The organism is Herbiconiux solani NBRC 106740 (assembly GCF_001571005.1).
Lineage (GTDB): Bacteria > Actinomycetota > Actinomycetes > Actinomycetales > Microbacteriaceae > Herbiconiux > Herbiconiux solani.
Window position 1 is genome coordinate 161,177 of record NZ_BCST01000008.1, and the last position, 22,470, is coordinate 183,646.

Annotated in this window: 21 protein-coding genes and 1 tRNA gene; 2 read left to right on the forward strand and 20 right to left on the reverse strand. The window is 70.7% G+C overall.

Features of this window, described 5'->3' with window-relative positions:
• Window positions 1-25 precede the first annotated feature (25 nt).
• From HSO01S_RS15725 to HSO01S_RS15735, 3 genes are all read right to left on the reverse strand, one after another.
• On the reverse strand, window positions 26-1,315 hold the full coding sequence (locus HSO01S_RS15725) for an ROK family transcriptional regulator (RefSeq protein ID WP_066043207.1): 1,290 nt from the start codon (window positions 1,313-1,315) through the stop codon (window positions 26-28).
• 115 nt (window positions 1,316-1,430) lie between these two features.
• Entirely contained in the window at window positions 1,431-2,948 is a 1,518-nt protein-coding gene (locus tag HSO01S_RS15730; protein ID WP_306306986.1) for an MFS transporter, read from the reverse strand.
• Window positions 2,949-3,113: 165 nt separating this feature from the next.
• Window positions 3,114-3,187, reverse strand: a tRNA-Pro gene (locus HSO01S_RS15735).
• Between the two features lie 200 nt (window positions 3,188-3,387).
• Between HSO01S_RS15735 and HSO01S_RS15740 the strand changes: the two genes are divergently transcribed.
• On the forward strand, window positions 3,388-4,044 hold the full coding sequence (locus HSO01S_RS15740; RefSeq protein ID WP_066043211.1) for a TetR/AcrR family transcriptional regulator: 657 nt from the start codon (window positions 3,388-3,390) through the stop codon (window positions 4,042-4,044).
• A 9-nt stretch (window positions 4,045-4,053) separates the two neighbouring features.
• Window positions 4,054-5,004, forward strand: a complete 951-nt coding sequence (locus tag HSO01S_RS15745; RefSeq protein WP_066043213.1) for an ROK family protein — start codon at window positions 4,054-4,056, stop codon at window positions 5,002-5,004.
• 47 nt (window positions 5,005-5,051) lie between these two features.
• On the opposite strand, the gene der is transcribed toward HSO01S_RS15745, so the two are convergent.
• From der to HSO01S_RS19545, 17 genes are all read right to left on the reverse strand, one after another.
• Window positions 5,052-6,584 carry a ribosome biogenesis GTPase Der gene (der, locus tag HSO01S_RS15750; RefSeq protein WP_066043215.1) on the reverse strand — a complete coding sequence of 511 codons (1,533 nt, stop codon included), beginning with the start codon at window positions 6,582-6,584 and terminating at the stop codon, window positions 5,052-5,054.
• 78 nt (window positions 6,585-6,662) lie between these two features.
• Window positions 6,663-7,391, reverse strand: a complete 729-nt coding sequence (gene cmk / locus HSO01S_RS15755) for a (d)CMP kinase (RefSeq protein WP_066043217.1) — start codon at window positions 7,389-7,391, stop codon at window positions 6,663-6,665.
• Entirely contained in the window at window positions 7,388-8,470 is a 1,083-nt protein-coding gene (locus HSO01S_RS15760) for a prephenate dehydrogenase (RefSeq protein ID WP_066043219.1), read from the reverse strand. The genes cmk and HSO01S_RS15760 overlap by 4 nt, the downstream gene beginning before the upstream one ends.
• A 3-nt stretch (window positions 8,471-8,473) precedes the next feature.
• Entirely contained in the window at window positions 8,474-9,340 is an 867-nt protein-coding gene (locus tag HSO01S_RS15765) for a pseudouridine synthase (protein WP_084361743.1), read from the reverse strand.
• Window positions 9,337-9,978, reverse strand: a complete 642-nt coding sequence (gene scpB, locus HSO01S_RS15770; protein WP_084361744.1) for an SMC-Scp complex subunit ScpB — start codon at window positions 9,976-9,978, stop codon at window positions 9,337-9,339. The genes HSO01S_RS15765 and scpB overlap by 4 nt, the downstream gene beginning before the upstream one ends.
• Window positions 9,968-10,816 (reverse strand): segregation and condensation protein A, encoded by an 849-nt coding sequence (locus tag HSO01S_RS15775; RefSeq protein ID WP_373280213.1) that lies wholly within the window; start codon window positions 10,814-10,816, stop codon window positions 9,968-9,970. The genes scpB and HSO01S_RS15775 overlap by 11 nt, the downstream gene beginning before the upstream one ends.
• Window positions 10,800-11,633 (reverse strand): ParA family protein, encoded by an 834-nt coding sequence (locus tag HSO01S_RS15780; protein WP_066043270.1) that lies wholly within the window; start codon window positions 11,631-11,633, stop codon window positions 10,800-10,802. The genes HSO01S_RS15775 and HSO01S_RS15780 overlap by 17 nt, the downstream gene beginning before the upstream one ends.
• Before the next feature lie 151 nt (window positions 11,634-11,784).
• Window positions 11,785-12,699: a site-specific tyrosine recombinase XerD gene (gene xerD, locus HSO01S_RS15785; protein WP_066043222.1), complete on the reverse strand. Its 915-nt coding sequence runs from the start codon at window positions 12,697-12,699 to the stop codon at window positions 11,785-11,787.
• 11 nt (window positions 12,700-12,710) lie between these two features.
• Window positions 12,711-13,343 (reverse strand): NUDIX domain-containing protein, encoded by a 633-nt coding sequence (locus HSO01S_RS15790; protein WP_066043224.1) that lies wholly within the window; start codon window positions 13,341-13,343, stop codon window positions 12,711-12,713.
• Window positions 13,336-15,036, reverse strand: a complete 1,701-nt coding sequence (gene pyrG, locus HSO01S_RS15795) for a CTP synthase (RefSeq protein ID WP_066043226.1) — start codon at window positions 15,034-15,036, stop codon at window positions 13,336-13,338. The genes HSO01S_RS15790 and pyrG overlap by 8 nt, the downstream gene beginning before the upstream one ends.
• A gap of 31 nt (window positions 15,037-15,067) precedes the next feature.
• On the reverse strand, window positions 15,068-16,516 hold the full coding sequence (locus HSO01S_RS15800) for a hypothetical protein (RefSeq protein ID WP_066043228.1): 1,449 nt from the start codon (window positions 16,514-16,516) through the stop codon (window positions 15,068-15,070).
• Between the two features lie 44 nt (window positions 16,517-16,560).
• The gene (gene recN, locus HSO01S_RS15805; RefSeq protein WP_066043230.1) at window positions 16,561-18,345 is read right to left on the reverse strand and encodes a DNA repair protein RecN; all 1,785 of its coding nucleotides are present in this window, start codon (window positions 18,343-18,345) and stop codon (window positions 16,561-16,563) included.
• Window positions 18,338-19,267 carry an NAD kinase gene (locus tag HSO01S_RS15810; RefSeq protein WP_066043232.1) on the reverse strand — a complete coding sequence of 310 codons (930 nt, stop codon included), beginning with the start codon at window positions 19,265-19,267 and terminating at the stop codon, window positions 18,338-18,340. Before HSO01S_RS15810 ends, recN begins: the two co-directional genes overlap by 8 nt.
• 3 nt (window positions 19,268-19,270) lie before the next feature.
• Window positions 19,271-20,071 (reverse strand): TlyA family RNA methyltransferase, encoded by an 801-nt coding sequence (locus HSO01S_RS15815; RefSeq protein ID WP_066043234.1) that lies wholly within the window; start codon window positions 20,069-20,071, stop codon window positions 19,271-19,273.
• Entirely contained in the window at window positions 20,064-20,222 is a 159-nt protein-coding gene (locus HSO01S_RS19135; RefSeq protein WP_169799996.1) for a hypothetical protein, read from the reverse strand. The genes HSO01S_RS15815 and HSO01S_RS19135 overlap by 8 nt, the downstream gene beginning before the upstream one ends.
• Before the next feature lie 53 nt (window positions 20,223-20,275).
• A complete protein-coding gene (locus HSO01S_RS15820; protein WP_066043236.1) occupies window positions 20,276-21,295 on the reverse strand; it encodes an HAD-IIA family hydrolase in 1,020 nt (339 codons plus the stop codon).
• The gene (locus tag HSO01S_RS19545) at window positions 21,267-22,376 is read right to left on the reverse strand and encodes a tetratricopeptide repeat protein (protein WP_245636031.1); all 1,110 of its coding nucleotides are present in this window, start codon (window positions 22,374-22,376) and stop codon (window positions 21,267-21,269) included. Before HSO01S_RS19545 ends, HSO01S_RS15820 begins: the two co-directional genes overlap by 29 nt.
• Window positions 22,377-22,470: the final 94 nt, after the last annotated feature.

Here is a 22,470-nt window from a genome sequence, read left to right on the forward strand (position 1 = left end):
ACATCGCCAGAAGTCCAGAATCCGGTCACACGAGTGCTCCGGCGGCCCGTGTTCCGGTGTCGACGGTGACCTCTCCGTGCGCCTTCCGTGGCAGCGACGTGCCGCCGAGCTCGAGCCGGAACTCGTGGTCGAAGACGAGGTGACGGGCCCGGATGAGCGACCCGGTCAGCGCGCTCGACTCCCCGAGCCCGGCGGCCACGACCACGAGCCCGTCGGCGATGACCGGCTGGGCGTAGCGCCGGATGGCCTCCCGGATGCCCTCGAGGTACGACTCGTGCGCGCTCCCCAGCTGACCCCCGATGACGATCGCCTGGGGGTTCAGGAGGTTGCACGCCTCGGCCAGCACCTGCCCCAGGGTGTGCCCGGCCTCGCGCAACACCCGCGCGCTCACGCCGTCGACGAAGTCGTTGAGACTGAGGGCGCCGGCGTGGTCGTCCCGGATCGCGCGCAGCTTCGCCAGCACCGGACCACTGGAGGCCACCACCTCGATGCAGCCGTTCTGACCGCATCGGCAGAGCGGCCCGGCGGGGTCGACCTGGTTGTGGCCGATCTCGCCCGCGATGCCCGCCGACCCCCGATAGACCGCGCCGTCGAGCACGAGTCCGGCGCCGATCCCGCGCGAGGCCTCGACATAGAGGAAGTCGGTGAACGGGCGCCCCGCCCCCTCGACGAACTCGCCCCAGGCGCCCAGGTCGGCGTCGTTGTCGATGTGCACCGGGATGCCCAGCCGCCGCCCGAGCTCCTCCGCCGGGTCGGTGTCCGACCACGCCGAGAGCACGCTGGGCGAGCGCACCCGTCCGGTGGCCTTGTCGATCGGTCCGGGCAGGGCGACGACGACCGCATCCAGCGGCTCGGGTCGTTCGAGCGTCGAGAGGAGCCCGCGCAGCAGACCGGCCGCGGTCTCGAAGAGCGGGCCGGGGGCGGTGTTGATCCTCGCCTCGGCGAAGGCGCGGCCGAGGGGTTCGCAGGTCATGTCCGCGATCACCACGGTGATGCCCTCGTGGTCGAACTGGATGGTGCCGATCAGCACGTCCGGCAGCACGGCCCGCAGCGTGGCCGAGCGGCGACGGCGTTCGAGGTCGTGGGTGCGACCGCCCTCGAAGACCTCGTCGACCAGGCGGTCCGCGAGGAGCTCCCCCACCAGCGCGGCCACCCCCGACTTCGAGATCCCGGTCCGCAGCGCCAGGTCCGAGCGGCTGATCCCGCCGCTGCTCCGGATGATGCCGGCCACCCACTGCTTGTTCGTCAGCCGCGGCTGCGTGTAGCGCGAGGGGTGGAAGTCGACGGGTTCGTAGCCGGCGGCGATCGGTGCCAAGGGTCCTCCAGGTGTCCGGCCCGAGTGCGGCGACCGGTTTCCGGTCTCACTGTAGCCGGGCCCGTCGGACCCCAGGGTGCGACGGGCCCGGCTATGACCGGCCTAGGTAGCGAGGTCAGGTGCGGCGCGCGCGCTCGCGCGTGGTGCGCTCGCCCTCGACCTTCACCTTGCCCGAGTCGCCGACGGCCGAGAGCGGACTGGTGATCGCCTCCAGCGGTTTGCGCTCGGCATTGACACCGAAGATGAACGCGACGATCCCGCCCACGATCATCAGGAGTCCCGCTCCGATGTAGCCGATGGTGATCGGTCCGCGGTCCTGCCCCTCGCCGATCAGCGAGGCGAACAGCAGCGGTGCCACCGAGCCGGCGATCTGGCCGATCGAGAAGAAGTACGAGATCACCTGCGACCGCATCTCGAGCGGGAACAGCTCGCTCACCGTCAGGTAGGCCGAGGATGCGCCCGCGCTGGCGAAGAAGAACGAGACGCACCAGAACACGGTCTGGGTCGTCGCGTTCAGCACATCCGCCTGGAAGAGGAACCCCGAGATGGTGAGGATGACGCCCGCGAGCCCGTAGGTGGCGAGGATCATCTTGCGCCGCCCGATCGTGTCGAACAGGTGCCCGAGCACGAGCGGCCCGAGCAGGTTGCCGATCGCGAAGGGGAAGAAGAAGTACTGCACGGCGTCGTTCTCGACCCCGTAGAAGTTCTGCAGCGCCAGCGCGTAGGTGAAGAAGATCGCGTTGTAGAGGAACGACTGCGTGATCATCATCGTGAGCCCGACCACCGTGCGGTTCGGGTAGTCGCGGATGAGCACGCTGGCGATCTTCTTGAACGGGATGCGGTCCAGCGGCTGCACCTCGATCGACTGGGACTCGGGCACCGGGTCGAGCTTCTTGCCCGACTCCTTCTCGACCCGCGCCTCGATGTCGTCGACCGTCTTCTCTGCGATGTCCTCCTTGCCGTGGGTCATCAGCCAGCGCGGCGACTCCGGGATGTGCCGGCGCATGTAGATCATGATCAGACCGACGATCGGGCCGATGAAGAACGCGAGCCGCCAGCCGACGTTCTCGGCGAAGTTGTCGGGGTTCAGGAAGAACAGGTTCGCGACCGAGCCGAGCGCGGCGCCGCCCCAATAGGTGCCGTTGATCGCGATGTCGACGCGACCGCGGTAGTGGCTGGGGATGAGCTCGTCGATCGCCGAGTTGATCGCCGCGTACTCGCCGCCGATGCCGAGACCGGCGACGAAGCGCATCGCGAAGAGGAATTCCATGTTCGGCGAGAGGCCGGCGAGCGCCGATCCGACCAGGTAGATGGCGAGGGTGATGATGAAGAGCCTCTTCCGGCCCCATTTGTCCGAGAGCCGTCCGAAGACGAGCGCTCCGACCACCTGGCCGATGAGGTAGATCGTGCCCGCGAGGCCGACCTGCGCCGAGTCCATGCCGAGCGACTCCTGGAAGCCGTTGGAGGCGATGATCTGGATCTCGAGACCGTCCAGGATCCAGGACACCCCGAGGCCGAACACGACCATCCAATGGAAGCGTGTCCACGGCAACCGGTCCATCCGGGCCGGCACCAGACTCCGCACGCTCTTGGGCTTCGGCGACTCCCCCGCCGGTTGCCTGTTGTCAGTCACTTTCTGCAACCTCCCTCTCGCCGGTCGTTCAGCGGCAGGATGCGGGCGACGCCGACGGCGCGACCGAACGTACGCCCCTCCGCCCCTTTCCGCTCGCGCCCCTGAAAAGAAACCCCTTGACCACGAAAAAAGCCCCGGAAACCGATGGTTTCCGGGACTTCTCCGTCGGGCTGACAGGATTTGAACCTGCGACCCCTTGACCCCCAGTCAAGTGCGCTACCAAGCTGCGCCACAGCCCGTGGCATCGTCATCCAGACCCGGCGAACCGCGCCGGACAACTTGTCCATGATAGCGCCTCCGCGACGCCTCCGCTGACACGGGCCGGGCCACGCCCGAGCATCGACGCCGACGAGAGATCCGGGAAAATGTGCAACAAAAGTTTGGGACTCACAGTCCCGAAACACGGCCAATCCATATCTTCGTACGTACATAATTGACCATGCCCCAGTCGACTGTGCTCACCGCTGCCCCCTCCCGTCGCCAGGGTGCGTCCGCGAACCTGGCCGAACCGCGTGCCGCCCGAACGCACGAAGCCCTGACCACCGCCCTTTTCGATCTGCTGCGCGAGCACGATCTCACCGAGATCAGCATCAGCGAGCTGTGCCGCACGGCGGGTGTGCACCGCACCACCTTCTACGGTCACTACGCCGACATCTTCGCGTTCGCCGCGGACTCATTCGCCCGCCAGCTCGACGAGCTCGCCGCCGTGGCCGAGACGGCCGGCAGCATGGACGACGAGTCGGTCGAGACGATCAACGCCGTCTACGCGGCCTCGATCACGCGCGAACTCGAGCACATCCGCGACCACCGTGCCGCCTACCGCATGATGTTCGGCACCCGGGTCGACGCCGGCTTCCGCCGCGAACTCTTCCAGCGCACCCTGGTCCGCGCCTCGATCGCCATTTCGATCTGGCAGCGCAAGGACGACTCGCGCCGCATCGACAGCCCGGCCGCCGCCGCGTACATCGCGGGCGGGATGGTCGGGGTGCTCGAGGAGTGGACCTACAGCGACGACACCGACGCCGAGGCCCGAACCGCCGACGTGGTCGCCGCCTGGCCCGCCTGGTGCGCCGCACACGTCCCTCCGATGGTGTGAAATAGGGGGGTGTCGAACCCAGTAACGCCCCCCTCCCCCCGCCTCGCCCTCGCCGTCGACGTCGGCGGCACCAAAGTCGAGGCGGCGCTGGTGGATGAGGATGCCCGGCTCGTTCCGGGATCCCGCCACCGCGCGCCCACCGGCGCCGGCAGCAGCTCCGCGAGCATCGCGGCCTCGGTCGAGCAGGTCATCGATCTCGCCCTCGCGGCGACTCCCGAGGGCGCAGAGCTCGTGGGCGCCGGAGTCGGCAGCGCCGGCCCGATCTCGCTGGAGCGCGGCACGGTCTCCCCGCTCAACCTGCAGGTCTGGCGCGACTTCCCCCTGCGCGACCTGGTCTGCTCGCGCTCGGGCATCCACAACACCGTGCTCCGGCTCGACGGCCTCTGCATCCTGCTCGCCGAGCACTGGGCCGGAGCCCTGCAGGGCTACCGCACCGCCATGGGCATGGTCGTCTCGACCGGCGTCGGCGGCGGGCTGCTCGTCGAGGGCCGCCTGGTCGGCGGCCGCAGCGGCAACGCCGGCCACATCGGCCAGATCCAGCTGCACACCCACACGAAGGCCGGCAAAGACCTCGGAGCGACCCTCGAAGGCATCGCTGCCGGCCCCCGCATCGTCGAATGGGCGCGCGAGCAGGGCTGGACCGGCGCGACCGGCGAAGAGCTGGCCGCCTCCTACCGGGAGGGCGACCCGATCGCCCGGCTCGCGGTCGAGCGCTGCGCCCGCGCGATCGGCGAGGGCATCGCCTCGGCCTGTGCGCTGATCGACCTCGAGGCCGTCGCGATCGGCGGCGGGTTCTCGCGCGTCACGCCCGATCTCTTCGACCTCATCCGTGCGACCGTGGAGGCCGAGGCCCCGCTCGACACGATCCCGGGCGTGAAGGTACTGCCCTCAGCCCTGTCGGACGAGGGTCCGCTGATCGGCGCGGCCGGACTCATCCACCGCGCCGACCTGCTGCCCTAGCGCTTGCGGATGCGCTGGCGCCCTGAGGCGCCGGCGACCGCCAGCCCCTAGCGCTTACGCTTCTCGCGCACCCGCATGTTCACGATGATCGGCGAGCCCTCGAAGCCGTAGATCTCCCGCAGACGACGCTGCACGTAGCGGCGGTAGCCCGGGTCGAGGAAGCCGGTCGTGAACAGCACGAAGGTCGGCGGACGCGACGCAGCCTGCGTCCCGAACAGGATGCGTGGCTGCTTCCCGCCGCGCACGGGGTGCGGGTGCGCCGCCGTGAGCTCGGCGAGGAAGGCGTTGAACTTGCCGGTCGGGATCCGGGTGTCCCACGACTCGAGCGCGAGCTCGAGGGCCGGCACGAGCTTCTCCAGGTGACGCCCGGTGCGCGCCGAGATGTTGACGCGGGGCGCCCAGGTCACGTGGGCGAGATCCTGGTCGATCTCCCGCTCGAGGTAGCGCCGGCGGTCGTCGTCCAGCAGGTCCCACTTGTTGAACGCGAGCACGAGGGCGCGGCCGGATTCGAGCACGAGGTCGATGATCCGCAGGTCCTGCGTCGAGATCGGCTCGGTCACGTCGAGCACGACGACGGCGACCTCGGCTTTCTCCAGAGCAGCCGAGGTGCGGAGCGAGGCGTAGAAGTCGGCGCCCTGCTGCAGGTGCACCCGCTTCCGGATGCCGGCGGTGTCGACGAAGGTCCAGACCTTGCCGCCGAGCTCGATCTGCTCGTCGACCGGGTCGCGCGTGGTGCCGGCGAGCTCGTTGACGACCACCCGCTCCTCACCCGCCGCCTTGTTCAGCAGAGAGCTCTTGCCCACGTTCGGCCGGCCCAGGATGGCGACGCGGCGCGGGCCGCCCACCTCCTGCTTCGCGACGGCCGAGACCTCGGGCATCGTCTTCATGATCAGGTCGAGCAGGTCGGCCACACCGCGGCCGTGCAGGGCCGACACCGGGTAGGGCTCGCCGAGGCCGAGCGACCAGAGCGCGGAGGCCTGGGGCTCCTGGCGGGCGTCGTCGACCTTGTTGGCGGCGAGGAACACCGGCCGGTCGGCCTTGCGGAGCAGCCTCACGACGTGCTCGTCGGTCGAGGTCGCCCCGACGTTCGAGTCGACGACGAAGAGCACCACATCGGCGAGGTCGATCGCGACCTCGGCCTGCGCGGCGACGGCGGCGTTGATGCCCGAGGCGTCGGGCTCCCAGCCACCGGTGTCCACGAGGGTGAACCGGCGGCCGTTCCAGTCGGCCTTGTAGGCGACGCGGTCGCGGGTCACACCGGGGATGTCCTCGACGACCGCCTCACGACGGCCCAGGATGCGGTTGACCAGCGCCGACTTGCCGACGTTCGGCCGGCCCACGATCGCGAGCACGGGCAGGGCCGGCAGGTAGACCGAGCCCTCCGGGTAGTCCTCGGTGATCTCGAGCAGGTCGAGGTCGCCGTCGTCGAGCTCGTAGTCGGCGAGGCCCGAGCGCAGGGTCGCCGCCCGCTGCTCGGCGAGGTCCTCGTCGACGTTCGCGAGCCGCTCCGCCAGGTCGTCGTCGGGGGCGTCGAAGTCGTCCGGGTCGCTGCCCGAGGTGGGGTTCTGGCTGTCGGCCATGCTGGTTCCTCGCTGTCTGGGTGGGATCGGCCTGGCCGGTCCCGGCGTTTCGTGCGGGGCTCCGGGAGCCCCGAGGGTTCAATGTGCCGGGCTCGTGGAGCTCCGGGAGTGGACCACGTCGACGATCGCGTCGACCGTGCGGTCGAAGTCGAGGTGGGTGGAATCGACGGTGATCACGCCGTCGGCGGCGTTCATGAAGTCGACCACCCGCGAGTCGGCCCGGTCACGGGATCGGAGCGCCTCGCCCACGACGGCGGCCGATTCACCGGTCAGTTCTTTCGAACGCCTCGCCATTCTAGCCTCTTCCGAGGCCGTGAGCAGGATCCGCACCGGAGCATCCGGCGCGACGACGGTCGTGATGTCCCGGCCCTCGGCGACGATGCCGTCGAACTCGGTGGCGGTGAGGATGTGCCGGAACCGCTCGTTCAGCCACTGCCTGACCTCGGGGATGCGGGCCACGAGGCTCACCACGCCGGTCACCCGGGGCTCGCGGATCGCGTCGGTGACGTTCTCGGTGCGCACCCGCACGAAGTACTCGTCCGGGTCGGTGCCGATCCGGAAGTCGAAGCGCTCGAGCTCGTCGATCACGTCGCCGGCCGAGGCGGGGTCGATCGATCGGTCGAGCAGGTCCCAGGCCAGGGCCCGGTAGGCCGCCCCGGTGTCGAGGTAGCCGTAGCCGAGCGCACGGGCCACAGCCCGGCTCACGCTCGACTTGCCGCTGCCCGCGGGGCCGTCCACGGCCACGACGACGGGGGGCTCGTCGTTCCGGCGACCGGTCCCGTCACCGATCGTCTGCAGGTCGTTCATCCGGCGATTCTCCATCCACGTGCCGACAGTGCGGCGGTCAGCGACTCGGCGGCCTCGGGCACGACCGCGATCTCGGCCAGGCCGATCGGTGCGCCCGGGGAGTGCTCGAGCCGGAGGTCTTCCATGTTCACGCCTTCCTCGCCGATCTCGGCGAGCAGGCGGGCGAGCTCGCCGGGGCTGTCGTCGACCATGACGACCAGCTGCGAGTACCGGCGGTCGAGCCCGTGCTTGCCCGGGATGCGGGCGACGCCGGCGTTGCCCCCGGCGAGCTCCTCGGCGATCGTGCGCCTCGCGCCGGGCGCCGTCGGCTCGTCGAGCGCCCCGATCACCCGGTCGAGGTCGTCGCGGAAGGCCCGGAGCACCTCGACCACGGGCCCGGCGTTCGCGCCGAGGATCTGCACCCACAGCTCGGGGTCGCTCGCAGCGATCCTGGTGACGTCGCGGAGCCCGCCGCCGGCGAGGTCGACCGCCGCATCCGGTGCCCCGGTGAGCCGCCGCGCCATCAGGGTCGAGATCACCTGGGGCGCGTGCGAGACCAGGGCGACGCTCGCGTCGTGCTCGACGGCGGTCATCTCGACGAGGGTGGCGCCCAGGTCGAGGATGAGGTCGTCGACCGCCGAGGCGGTCTGGTACGAGATCAGCGGATGACCGGCGACGACCCACGGCCGGCCCAGGAAGAGGTCGGCGCGGCCGGCCATCGGGCCCCCTCGCTCGCGCCCGGCGAGCGGATGCGACCCGACGTACCGGGTCACGTCTCCCCCGGCGGCGGTCACCGCGTCGAGGATGGGCTGCTTCACGCTCGCCACGTCGGTGACGACGGCCCGCGGGTACGCCGAGAGCTCGCGCACGATGACGGATGCGGTGACGTCCGGCGGCACGCAGACGACGACGAGCAGGGGGTCGTCGCCATCCGTCGCGGCCCGCCCGGCGCCGTAGTCGATGGCGATGCTGACGTTGGTCGGCGACGCGTCCGAGAGGATGACGTCGACCCCGCGGGCGCGGAGGCCGAGCGCGATGCTCGTGCCGAGCAGCCCGACGCCCACGACGCGCACGGAGCCGGTCAGGCGGGATTCCACCACGCTCTACTCCTCGGGTTCGTCCGGGCCATCGGATCCGGCGGTGCTACCGGTGGTGCGATCGCCAGTGCGACCGTCGGCGTCGGCGTCGGCGCCGTCCGGTTCCGGCGTGCGTGACAGCGTCAGCAGGCGGCCGACCTCCACTTTAGTCAGGTCGCGGAGCGCCCCGGCCTTGAGGCTCCCGAGGTTGAGCGGCCCGAACGAGCGGCGCACGAGATCGACGACGGGGTGGCCCACCTCGTCGAGCATGCGGCGCACGATCCGGTTGCGGCCCGAGTGCAGGGTGAGCTCGACGATCGAGTGCTCGCTCTCCACGTCGAGCAGCCGCGCCTTGTCGGCCGCGATCGGCCCGTCCTCGAGGTCGAGCCCCGCCGTCAGCTTCGAGATGGTCTGGGGCGAGACGCGCCCCTCGACCTTCGCGATGTAGGTCTTCAGCACCCCGAACGACGGATGCGCGAGCACGTGCGCGAGGTCGCCGTCGTTGGTGAGGATGAGCAGGCCGCTGGTCTCGGCGTCGAGCCGCCCCACGTTGAACAGGCGCTCCTCGTACTGCTCGGTGTAGCGGCGGAGATCGGGCCGGCCGTACTGGTCGGCGAGCGAGCTCACGATGCCGACCGGCTTGTTGAGCATGACGTAGCGCTTGTCGGGGTCGAGCTGCACGGCGACGCCGTCGACGGCCACGAGGTCGTTCTCCGGGTCGATCCGCCGGCCGAGCTCGGTCACGATCTCGCCATTGACCTCGACCCTCCCGGCCTCGATCAGCTGCTCGGAGACGCGGCGCGAGGCCACTCCGGCCGCGGCCATCACCTTCTGCAGGCGCACGCCCTGCGGTTCGGCGTTCTCGTCCCACGGGGGGATCTCGAAGGGGGTCATCGCACTGTTCCGATCTCGTCGAAGCCCGCGCTGCCGTCATCCAGCAGCGGGGAGATCCTCGGCAGTTCGTCGAGGGAGTTGATGCCCAGCTGGCTGAGCAGCAGGTCGGTGGTTCCGTACAGGATCGCGCCGGTCTCCGCCTGGGTCGAGACCTCGGTGATCAGGCCGCGGCTGAGCAGCGTGCGCACGACCGAGTCGACGTTGACGGCCCGGATGCTCGCGACGGCCCCGCGGGAGATCGGCTGCTTGTAGGCGATCACCGACAGCGTCTCGAGGGCGGCCTGGGAGAGCTTGGAGGGGTTCTGGGTCATCACGAAGTCGCGTACGAGGCCGTCCCAATCGCCGCGCACGTAGAGGCGCCAGCCGCCCGCGACCTCGCGCAGCTCGAAACCGCGGCGCACGGTGCCGGGGGCGACGCCGTCGTAGTCGGCGACCAGGCGTTCGACGCCCTGCCGCACGACCGCGACCGGGCGGCCGAGGGCGGTGGCGAGGGCGATGAGGCTCTGCGGCTCGTCCACCACCATGAAGATCGCCTCGAGGGCGCGGTCGACGTCGACGTGGGTCAGGGCGGGCGTAGCGGGCGCGTCGGCCGCATTCATCGCCTCGGCCGCCGCCGGTTCAGTCAGTTCAGTTGTCATAATCTGCCCCAAGATTCGCCAAGTTGTCCTCGCTCCAGTGCTCCGCGGTCCAGCTGAGCGTCAGGTCGCCGAGCGGCTCGAGCTGCTCGAACGAGATCGAGGCGTGCCGGTAGAGCTCGAGCACTGCCAGGAACCGGGCGATCACGACGCCCTTCTCCTCGATCCCGGCGATCAGCTGCCGGAAGCTCACCGTCGTCCCGGCGGCCGCCGCCGAGCGCAGCACCGCCACGACGTGCGCCGCCTGCTCCCGGATGCTCACGAGCGGCGCGTGCAGGTGCTCGAGCCCCACCACGGGCAGCTCGCGCGGCGCCAGCGCCAGGGCGGCGAGGGCGGCGAAGTCGTCGGGGGTGAGGGTCCAGACGAGCTCGGGCGTCTGCTGCCGGAACTTCTCCTCCAGCCGCACGGCCCGCGGCCGGCGCAGCCCCTCCTCGTCGAACCGCGTCGCGAGCCAGGCCGAGACCTGCTTGAAGGCGCGGTACTGCAGCAGTCGGGCGAAGAGCAGGTCGCGGGCCTCCAGCAGCGCCACGTCCTCGGCGTCGACGAGCTCGCCCTGGGGCAGCAGGCCGACGATCTTCAGGTCGAGGAGGGTCGCGGCGACCACCAGGAACTCGGATGCACGGTCCAGCTCCTCGGCCGAGTCGAGGTTCTTCAGGTACGCGATGAACTCGTCCGTCACCCGGCTGAGCGAGATCTCCGTGATGTCGAGCTCGTGCTTGGTGATCAGGCTCAGCAGGAGGTCGAACGGACCCTCGAAGTTGTCCAGGCTGAGCGAGAACCGGGGCGCACCGGTCGCGCCGGCCACCGCCTCCGCGAGCTCAGGTTCAGGCGACCGCGCCACGGGCGACCAGTTCTCTGGCCAGCTGCTTGTAGGCCTTGGCCGAGGTGTGCTCCGGAGCGAACTGGGTGATGGGCTTGCCCGCCACCGTCGCATCCGGGAACTTCACCGTGCGGCCGATGACCGTCTCGAACACCTTGTCGCCGAAGGTCTCGACCACGCGCTCGAGCACCTCGCGCGAGTGCAGCGTGCGCGGGTCGTACATCGTGGCCAGGATGCCGTCGAGCACGAGGGCGGGGTTCAGCCGGTCGCGCACCTTGTCGATCGTCTCGACCAGCAGGGCGACGCCGCGGAGCGCGAAGTACTCGCACTCGAGCGGGATCAGCACGCCGTGGCTCGCGGTGAGCGCGTTGACGGTGAGCAGCCCGAGCGACGGCTGGCAGTCGATCAGGATCACGTCGTAGTCGTCGCTGACCTTCCGCAGCACCCGGGCCAGGATCGACTCGCGGGCGACCTCGCTCACCAGGTGCACCTCGGCGGCCGAGAGGTCGATGTTGGCCGGGATGATGTCCAGACCCTCGACACTGGTCTTCTGGATGGCGTCGGCCGGATCCTTGAGGTTGCCGATCAGCAGGTCGTAGATCGTCGGCAGGTCGTGCGTCATGACGCCGAGACCCGCGGAGAGCGCGCCCTGCGGGTCGAAGTCGATCGCGAGGACCTTCCGCCCGTACTCGGCGAGCGCCGCACCCACGTTGACGCTCGTCGTGGTCTTACCGACGCCGCCCTTCTGGTTGCAGAGCGAGATGATCCGGGCCGGACCGTGCGACTTCAGGGGTGCGGGGACGGCGAACTCCGTGACCGGCCGACCGGTGGGGCCCATCTTGGGAAGATTCAGCCCGGCGAGCTCATCGGTCTGATTCGTCTTCACGGTTCGTGCGTTCCTGGTCGGCACCGAAGTCGTCCCTCGTTCCTGCCCGCCATCCCGGCGGACGGTATGAGTCTATTCCGGTGGGCCTGTGCTTCGCGCAGGCTCACCGGGCTCGGGGGTGGGCGGTTTGGTACATGTCGATGAGGGTGTCGGCGGTGACCTGGGTGTAGAGCTGGGTGGTGGCCACCGAGGAGTGGCCGAGGAGGTCCTGCACCACCCGCACGTCGGCGCCGCCCTGCAGCAGGTGCGTGGCGAAGGAGTGCCGGAAGGTGTGCGGCGAGATGTGCACCGTGAGCGCAGCCCGCTCGGCCGCCGACTGGATCACCAGCCACGCCGCCTGCCGACTGAGCCGCTGCCCGCGGATCCCGAGGAACAGCGCCGGCGTCGCTCTCCCCCGCGTCGAGAACACCGGCCGCACCCGCACCAGGTACGCGTCCAGCGCCGCCCGGGCATAGCTGCCGACCGGCACGATCCGTTGCTTGCTGCCCTTGCCGGTCACCCGCAGCATGTCGCCGTTCTGCACGTCGTCCACGTCGAGGTCCACGATCTCCGAGATCCGCGCGCCGGTCGCGTACAGCAGCTCCAGCAGTGCCCGGTCGCGCACCGCCACCGGGTCCTCCCCGCCCGTAGCCGTGAGCAGCCGGTCCATCTCGTCGATCGTGATGGCCTTCGGAAGCCGCAGCGCGAGCTTCGGCGGCTTCACCTCGCGCGCCGCATCCGCGTCGACGACCCCCTCCTCGGCGAGGTACCGGTGGAAGCTCCGCACCGTCGACAGGATGCGCGCCACCGACGACGCCTTGAGCTCGCCCTCGCCCGCGCCCCGGGTCTCCTGGGTGAAGGCGCTGATGTCGCCCTCCCCCACCGACCGCAGGTCGTCGAGCCCCCGCGCCGCGAGCCACGTCGTGTACCGCCCGAGGTCGCGACGGTACGCGGCCACCGTGTTGGCGGCGAGCCCCCGCTCGATCGTGATGTGCCGCAGGAACCCGTCGACCTCCCGGCCGATCCCCTCCGCCGTCATCGGGCGACCGGCTACCGTGCGCTCCGGAAGCGCGGGTGCGCCTCCCACGGCGAATCCGCCGGCCGCAGAGTCGACCAGCCCCTCGCCCGCGACGCCGAGGCGGCGAGCGCCCCGATCACGAGCGACGGGTTCTGCACCCGGCTCGCGAGCACGGCGTCCACGACCTCGTCCAGCGGGAACCAGGCCGACTCCATGTCGGCCTCCTCGCCCTCCCGGTCGAAGCGCGAGCCGGTCGGCCGCACACCCCGCGCGAGGTAGATCCGGATGGCCTCGTTGTTGCCGCCCGGCGTCGTCACGTAGTCGCTCAGCACGTGCCAGTCGTCGGCCTCGAGGTCGACCTCCTCGGAGAGCTCGCGCTTGGCGGCGTCCAAGGGCGACTCCGCCTCGACGTCGAGCAGCCCCGCCGGCGGCTCCCACTCGCGTCGGCGCACCGGATGCCGGTACTGCTTGATCAGCAGCACCCGGTCCTCGTCGTCGAGCGCGAGGATCGCGACCGCGCCCGGGTGGTCGACGAAGTCGCGCCGAAGCGTGTCCCCGCCGTACTCGAAGGCCTCACGCCGCACGTCCCACACGTAGCCGTCGAAGACGACCTCGCTCTCGGAGACGGGAACGAGCGCGACCTCGTCGGCGAGCGGCTCAGGCATCCTGCACCGGGAACAGGCGCGTGGCCTCCTGGCGGTCGAGCGCGGCGCCGACGAGGCCCTTGAACAGCGGATGCGGGCGGCTGGGCCGCGAGCGCAGCTCCGGGTGCGCCTGCGTGGCCACGTAGTAGGGGTGCACGTCGCGCGGCAGCTCGACATACTCGACCAGGTGCCCGTTCGGCGAGACGCCCGAGAACCACAGGCCGGCGTCGGCGATCTGGTCGCGGTACTTGTTGTTGACCTCGTAGCGGTGGCGGTGGCGCTCGGCGGCGGTGGAGGCCCCGTAGACCTCTTCGACGATCGATCCGGAGGCGAGCTCCGCCTCGTAGAGACCGAGGCGCATGGTGCCGCCCAGGTCTCCGCCGGCGATGATGTCGACCTGCTCGGCCATCGTGGCGATCACGGGGAACTCGGTGTCCGGGTCGAACTCGCTCGAGGATGCGCCGGGCAGCCCGACGACGTTCCGCGCGTACTCGATCACCATGCACTGCAGTCCGAGGCACAGACCGAGGGCGGGGATCCCGTTCTCACGGGCGTAGCGCAAAGCGCCGAGCTTGCCCTCGATGCCGCGCACCCCGAAGCCGCCGGGCACGCAGATGCCGTCGACGTCGGCGAGTGCCTTCGCGGCGCCCTCGTAGGTCTGGCAGTCGTCCGAGGGGATCCAGCGGATCGCGACCTTCGCGCGGTGGGCGAACCCGCCCGCACGGAGCGCCTCGGTGACCGAGAGGTACGCGTCGGGCAGGTCGATGTACTTGCCCACGAGGCCGATCGTGACCTCGTGCTTGGGCTCGTGCACCGCATCCAGGATCGGCTGCCAGCCGGCCCAGTCGACGTCGCCCGTGGTCTCGCGGAGCCCCAGGTGATCGATGATGTAGTCGTCCAGGCCCTGGTCGTGCAGCATGGTCGGGATGTCGTAGATCGAGGGCACGTCGATGGCGTTGACCACGGCGCCCTCGTCGACGTCGCACATCAGCGCGATCTTGCGCTTGTTGCTCTCGGAGACGGGCCGGTCGCTGCGGAGCACGAGCGCATCCGGCTGGATGCCGATCGAGCGGAGCGCGGCGACGGAGTGCTGCGTGGGCTTGGTCTTCTGCTCGCCCGAGGCGTTCATGAACGGCACCAGCGAGACGTGCACGAAGAAGACGTTCTTCCGCCCCAGCTCGTGGCGCACCTGGCGCGCCGACTCGATGAAGGGCTGCGACTCGATGTCGCCGACCGTGCCGCCGATCTCGGTGATGATCACGTCGGGGTGCGAGGCGTCGTGCGCCTGCAGCCGCATCCGGCGCTTGATCTCGTCGGTGATGTGCGGGATGACCTGCACGGTGTCGCCGAGGTACTCGCCGCGGCGCTCCTTGGCGATCACGCTCGAGTAGATCTGGCCGGTCGTCACGTTCGCGGCCTGGTTCAGATTGATGTCGAGGAATCGCTCGTAGTGCCCGATGTCGAGGTCGGTCTCGGCTCCGTCGTCGGTCACGAAGACCTCGCCGTGCTGGAACGGATTCATCGTCCCCGGGTCGACGTTCAAGTAGGGATCGAGCTTCTGCATCACGACGCGAAGACCTCGCGCGGTGAGCAGATTGCCCAGGCTGGCGGCGGTGAGTCCCTTACCGAGAGAGGAGACGACACCCCCTGTGACGAAGATGTGCTTCGTCAGTTTCGTGTCGTTCTGTCGGTCCGCGTCATGAGCATCTTCCACGGAATTCCATCCTAACAGTCGTCTTGGCTGGTCATGTCGTTCGTGCGGTCTCGGGCGCGTCCGAAGTCGTGCCGAGCGCCGCATCCGGTGCCGCTTCCGAGGTCGCATCCGGGCTCGCGCCGGACGTCTCCTCCGCGGGCCGCTGCAGGATCTCGACGAGCAGGATCAGCACGACCGCGATCACCGCGGTCCACACCGTCTGCCCCACCGTGATCGGCCGCACGAGCAGCACGAACAGCGCCGCGAGCACCGCGATCGCCGCCTCGACGAGCGTGCGCTGCCGGCCGAGGAACCGCCCGAACGCCCCCGTCGTCACCCCGCGCGCGTCGCCGAGCCGCCGCAGCCGGGTCGCGCCCTCGCCGAACAGCGATCGCAGCGCCGGCGCCGGCCGCAGCGGCCCCGCCGCCCACGCGACCACTGCGACGGTGAAGGCGAGCACGGCGATCGACACCACGGTCGCCGCGATCAGCGAGGTGACCTGGTCGTAGATCGCTCCCGCCGCGTCGATCGGCAGGTACCGCGGCGCGATCGACGCGACCGTGACGAGATTGCCGATGCGCAGCGCGATCCCGACGAGCACCATCAGGATGCCGAGCGCGAGCGCGGTGCCGAACAGCGCCACGAGCCGCCGCTTCGCGAGGAGCACCCCGGCCGCGAGCAGGAGGAAGGCGACCCAGGGCAGCCACCCTCCGACGGCCACGGCGAGCGCGTAGCCGAGCGTCGCCTGGCCGAGGCCGTCCGACTGCGCGACCACGATGCTGAGGTCGACCGCGGGGATGGCGTCGGCGAAGTCGAGCCCCTGCGCGATCATGGCCTGCTTGACCGCTTCGACGATCGGACCGAGCTGGATCGAGAGCTCGCCCGACGATGAGATGGCGAGCGCGGAGGACGGATCCCCGGTCAGCGCCGCGATGAGCTGCCGGTGGCTCACCCGGAGCGTCTGCGCCCAGATGTCCTCGAAGGCGGGCGAGTCCACGAAGTCGGTCACGACTCCGGTGGCGAGCGAGCGCAGGCCGAGCGCCGCGGGCCCCTTGAGGGCGTCGAGCGCCGCTGCGGCGGTGTCGGGCACCCCGAGGCCGTTCACGGCGTCGATCGCGGCGCTCGTGGTGCCGGTGAAGTCGACCTGCTGGTCGACCGCATCCATCACCTCGGTCACGACGAAGGCCTTGACCGCGGGGTCGGCGGCCAGTGGCGCGAAGGTCGCCACGAACTTCTCGGTGTCGGTCAGCTGCCCCTCGGCCCAGTTGCCCACGAGCCCGAGCGGCACGAGAATCAGCCCGACCACGACCAGGGCGACGGATGCGATGGTGCGGCCCCGTCGCCGCCTCGGCCGCGCGGGTGTCACCGACGACCCGACGGCGGAAGGCCCCTCGATCACGACGGTCTCGGCCCGCGAGGCGGCCTCCGCCTTCAGCACGGCGTTCTCCGCCCGCAACCGCTCCACCTGAGCGGAGAGCTCGTCGTTCGTCATCCGCGCCATGGCTCCCCCTCAGCCCCCGGCCGGGGCAGGGCCCCGATCCGTTATCAGTGTGGCACAGCGAGGCTCGTGGCCGTCTCCAGGAGTTCTGCGGCGTGCGCGAGGCCCGAGTCCGAGTCCGGCAGACCCGAGAGCAGGCGCGCCATCTCCGCCAGGCGGTCGTCCCCGGTCAACTGCACGACATTGGATGCGGTGACCGGCCCGTCGAGATCCTTCTCCACCCGCAGGTGGTTGGTCGCGAACGCGGCCACCTGCGCCAGGTGCGTCACCACGATCACCTGGGAGGTGCGGGCGAGGGCCGCAAGCCTGCGGCCGATCTCGATCGCCGAGGCGCCACCCACTCCGGAGTCGACCTCGTCGAAGACGAAGGTCGGCACGGGGTCGGCAGCGGCCAGCACGACCTCGATCGCGAGCATCACTCGCGAGAGCTCTCCGCCGGACGCCCCCTTGTTGAGCGGCCGCGGTTCGCTGCCCTCGTGCGGCCGCAGCAGGAACTGCACGAGGTCGCGGCCGCTGGAGCCGAGCTCCTCGCGCTCCTGCACCTCGACCACGAAGCGGGCGTTCGGCATCGCCAGGGCCGAGAGCTCCTCGGTGACGCCGGCGGCCAGGGTCGTCCCGGCGGCGCGACGCAGCTCGGTGAGTTCGGCGGCCAGGCGCTCGAGCGCGGCGAGCTCGTCGTCGACCAGGGAAGTCAGTTCCTCGATCCGGTCCGAGTCGGAGTCGAGCTCGAGCAGGCGCGGACCGGCCTCGGCGGCGTAGGCGATGACGTCCGAGAGCTCGGGCCCGTACTTCCGCGCCAGGCTCGTCAGAGCCGCGCGTCGCTCCTGGATGCGGTCGAGCGCGCCCGGCTCGTCGCTCTCGAGGTTCGCCACGTAGCCGGCCAGCTGGGTCCCGGCATCCGAGAGGATGAAGCTCGCGTTCGCGAGCGCCTCGACGATGGGCGCGAGCGAGGAGTCGTGATGGGCGACCCGCTCGAGGCTCCGCCGTGCGGCGTCGACCAGGCCGATGGTGTCCGCGTTCTCACCGGTCTCGCTCGAGATCGCCTCGTGCGCCTCGGCCGCGGCGAGCCGCAGCTCCTCCACGTTCGTGAGCCGGTCGGCGAGCTCGGTGAGCTCGGCATCCTCACCCTCGACGGGTTCGACGGCGGCGATCTCATCGACCGCGGCACGCAGCCGGTCGGCCTCCCGGAGCCGGGCGCTCCGCTCGGTGACGAGCGCCTCGATCTCGGCGCGGTGGCCCTGCCAGCGTCCGTAGGCGGTCTGGTACTCCGTCAATCGTGCCGCGAACTCGGGGCCCGCGAAGCTGTCCAGGGCGGCGCGCTGGGCCGACTGGCTCTTCAGCCGCAGCTGGTCCGACTGTCCGTGCACGACGACGAGCGCGCTGCCGAGCTCCGAGAGCACGCTGATCGGCGCCGAGCGGCCGCCGACGACGGCGCGGCTCCTGCCCTCGGCCGAGACCGACCGCGACAGGATGAGCTCGCCGTCAGGAGCGGTGCCGGCAGCAGCAGCGCCCGAGCCCGCCCGGCCTGCGCCAGCCCCGCCCGCACCCGCTGCATCCACGCCGTCGGCCTCGACCTCGCCGCCGAGCTCGCGCACGCGGTCGGCCACGATTCCGGCGGAGTCGACGAGGATCCGCCCCTCGATCCACGCCTGCGAGGCGCCCGAGCGCACGGATCCGGTGTCCGCCCGCTCACCGAACAGCAGCCCGAGGGCCGACACCACCATGGTCTTGCCCGCGCCGGTCTCCCCGGTCACGGCGGTGAACCCGGGGCCGAGGGGCAGCACGGCCTCCCCGATCACCCCGAGATCCCTGATCGACAGTTCCTCAATCACGATCGGCCGGGCCTCTCCACCCGTTCACGGGCAGGTTGAACTTGCGCACCAGGCGGTCGGTGAACGGCGCCTGGTGGAGGCGCGCCAGCCGCACCGGGATGGGCGAGCGGCGCACGACCACGCGCGCTCCCTTCTCGAGGTCGCGCATCCGCCGGCCGTCGCTCCAGAGCACGGCACCGCCCTGGGTGCGGTCGAGCACCTCGACGGCGAGGGCGGAGTCCGGCCCCACGACGAGCGGCCGTGCGAACAGCGCATGCGGGCTGAGCGGCACCATCAGCAGGGCGTCGACGCTCGGCCAGACGACGGGGCCACCGGCCGAGAAGGAGTAGGCGGTGGAGCCGGTCGGGGTCGACATGACCACGCCGTCGCAGCCGAAGCTCGACAGCGGCCGGCCGTCGACCTCGATGACGACCTCGAGCATCCGCTCACGGCTCGCCTTCTCGACGGTGGCCTCGTTCAGCGCCCAGCTCTCGTAGACGACCTCGTCGCCGACCTTCACGCGCACCGAGAGCGTCATCCGCTCCTCGACCTGGTAGTCGCGGGCGAGGGCGCGCTGCACGGTCTCGGTGAGGTCGTCGCGGTCGCTCTCGGCGAGGAAGCCGACGTGCCCGAGGTTGACCCCGAGCAGCGGCACGGTGCGGCCCTCGACCGGCGCGTTCCGCACCAGCTCGGCGGCGCGGAGGATCGTGCCGTCACCGCCCAGCACGATGACCAGCTCGAGGTCGGGCACGGTCACGCCGTCGCCGAGCAGCTTGAAGGCACCGAGCTCGCCGAGCACGTGGATGTCGTCGTTCTCGTCGAACGGCGCGATCACCGGGGTGACCCCCGCGTCACGGAGCTGCTGGCACACGCTCTGCGCGGCGAGCACCGAGTCACGACGACCGGTGTGCAGCACCACGAGGATGTAGCGTTCCACTGGCACGCGTCAGGCTCCTGTCATCTCGGTCACTCGGTCCAACCATTCTGTCGGATTCGATCCCGCGTCCCGGTTGAACCAGACGAGGTACTCGAGATTGCCCGCCCCGCCCGCGATGGGCGACGGGATGAGGCCGGCCGTCGGGAGACCGAGATCGTAAGCGGCCCAGAGCACGTTCGCGACCGCGTCCGCCCGCAGATCCTTGTCGCGCACGATCCCCTCGCGCACACCGGTCCGCCCCACCTCGAACTGCGGTTTGATCAGCAGCACGAAATCGGCCTCGGGCGTGGCGACCGAGATGAGGGGCTCGAGCACGAGACCGAGCGAGATGAACGAGAGGTCGGCGACCACGAGGTCGACCGGCTGGTCGACACCGGATGCGCCGGCGAGCGTCTCCGGGGTGGCGAACCGCAGGTTGAACCCCTCGACCTCGACGACCCGCGGATCCCTGCCGATGATCGGGTCGAGCTGGCCGTGCCCGACGTCGGCGGCGATCACCCGGGCGGCGCCGCGCTCGAGCAGCACCTGGGTGAACCCGCCGGTGGACGCGCCCGCATCCAGGGCGAGCCGCCCGTCGACAGGTACCGGGAACGCGTCCAGGGCGGCGATGAGCTTGTGGGCCCCACGGCTGACGTAGCGGTCGACGCCGTCGACGGTCACCGACTGCTCGTCGCCCACGGGGAACGAGGCCTTCACGACGGGCGTGCCATCGACGCGCACGTAGCCGTTGGCGATCAGCCGGGCGGCATGCGTGCGGGAACGCGCGAGCCCTCTGGCCGCGACGGCGGCATCGAGACGGGTGCTATCCATTCGACGGTGAGGAGTCCCCGCCCTCGAGGCGGCCCTTCAGTTCGTCGTGCAGCTGGGCGTACGCCGAGGCGCGCTGGTCGAGCGGCTGCTCCTCGATCAGGCGCAGCCGCGGAAGCAGCGCGTCGTCGGTGTCGAGGTCGTCGGAAGTCACCCCTCCAGCGTACCGCGGTGCCCCGACAGCGGGCCGTCCGGCAGCGGCCGCGCTCAGCTGTACAGCTGCGGGTCGACGTCCAGCGCGTGGATCGACAGCCCCGAGTCCCAGATCGCCGCGCTTCCGGCACGGACCAGGTCGACCGGAGAATTGCCCGCCTTGACGACCCGCACGACGTGGCCGTTCATCCGCACCACCGCGTCGCCGACGATCGTCTCGGAGCCGTCCTTCGACGTTCGCGTGACGGGGTAGGCCTCGAACAGCTGGCGCAGGTCGGTGAGGATGAAGTCGGGCCGCGACCCCTTGGGCGCCGCGAGCAGCTGCTTCGGTCCGTCGATCCCGGTGAGCACGTGGATAGCGCGGAGCCCCGCCCGCTTGGCCCCCATCGTGTCGGTGTCGAGCCGGTCGCCGATGAAGGCGGCGTTGTGCGCGCCGAAGCGATCGGCCGCGACCTCGAAGATCGTCTTCTCGGGCTTGCCCGCCACGACCGGCAGGCGACCGACGGCCGTGTGCACGGCCGAGACAAGGGTGCCGTTGCCCGGCGCGATGCCACCGGCGACCGGAATCGTCCAGTCGGTGTTGGTGGCGACCCAGTGAACGGCGGGATCGTGCAGCGCGAAGCTCGCCTGGGCCAGCTGGAGCCAGCCGACCTCGGGCGCGAAGCCCTGCACGACGGCGGCGGGCTTGTCCGCCGCCTCGCGGGTCACGACCAGGCCGGCCTTCTCGACCTCGGTGACGAGCCCCACTCCCCCGACGACGAGCACGGTGGCTCCGGGCTCGACGAGGGTGGTGAGGATGCGCATGGCCGCCTGCGGCGACGTCACGACATCCTGCGCCGCGACCCCGAGGCCGAACGAGCTGAGGTGCTCGGCGACCTGAGCGTCGGTGCGCGAGGCGTTGTTCGTGATGTAGCCGACGCGGATGCCGTCGGTCTTCACCCGGTTGAGCGCGTCGACCGCGTAGGGCACGGCATCCGCACCCTTGTAGACGACGCCGTCGAGGTCGGCCAGCACGGCGTCGACACCATCGAGCGGATGCACGGTCTCAGCCTTCTTCGGTCGGAACAGACTCATCGTCCTCGTCGTCCATCTCCTCGAACACCTCGATGGTGTCGTCACCGTCGGTGTCACCGTTCAGCGCCGCGTCCGCGCGCTCGGCGCGCTCCCGCCAGCGTGCGGCCTCGTCGTCCTGACCCAGCTCGTCCAAGACCTCGGCGTAGGCGTCGAACAGCTCGGGGCTATAGGAGTAGGCCACGTCGGGGTTCAGCTGCGGGATCTCGAGCTCCGTCAGCGCCGCGTCGGGCTGACCGAGGTCGAGGCGCGCGCCGGACATCGCGATGGCCACGGCCACCTGCGACGGCACCGAGAGCGTGGACCGCTCGACGGAACGCCCGACCTCGAGCGCGCGGTCGGGACGACCGATGCCCCGCTCGCTGTCGATCATCAGGGCGAGCTGCTCGTTCGACCCGGAGATGCGGCGGTAGGTGCGGAGCTCGCGCAACGCGAGGGCGAAGTCGCCGGTGGCATACGCCGTGATCGCGAGGGTCTCGCGCACGACACCGATCCGGCCGGCCCGGCGCGAGGCCGAGACGGCGTGCTGATGCGCCTGCTCGGGGTTCTCCTCGATCAGACGCCCGGCCATCACCAGGTGACGCGCGACCTCATCGGCGTTCTCCTTGTTGAGGGTCTTGAGCTCGTTGCGCGCGATCTTGTCGAGGTCGCGGGGAGTGACGTCGTCCGGGATGAGCGGGTCATCGTGGCGCGGACGAACCGCACGCAGCTCGCGGGCGCGCAGCTCCTCCTCGGTGAGGGGCGGGCGCTCGAAGCGCGAGGCGCTGGAGTCGTTGCGAGCGGGCTTGCCGTCCTTGGTCCAGAGCCGACGCTCGTTCGGGCCGCCGCTCGACGGGCGACCACCGCGGTCGGGCCGGTCGCCACCGCGGTCAGGGCGCTGGCCGCTGCGCTCAGGACGCTGCCCGGCGCGATCGGGGCGCGGCCCACTGCGCTCCGGGCGCTGGCCCGATCGCTCGGGGCGCTGGCCGGTCCGATCCGGCCGCGACGTGGAGTCGCGTCGTGGGGTAAAGGGACGCTTCCCTGAATCCTTCCGAGGAGGTCGACGATCGTCGCTCTTCCGCTTCTCATCGTCGGCTTCGCTCACGATGTCCCTCCTCAGGATCTCAGGTGCATTCTCTATTGGATTACAGGTGTTAAACGAAAATGGCCGCCCATCGCTGGGCGGCCATTTCCAAAGT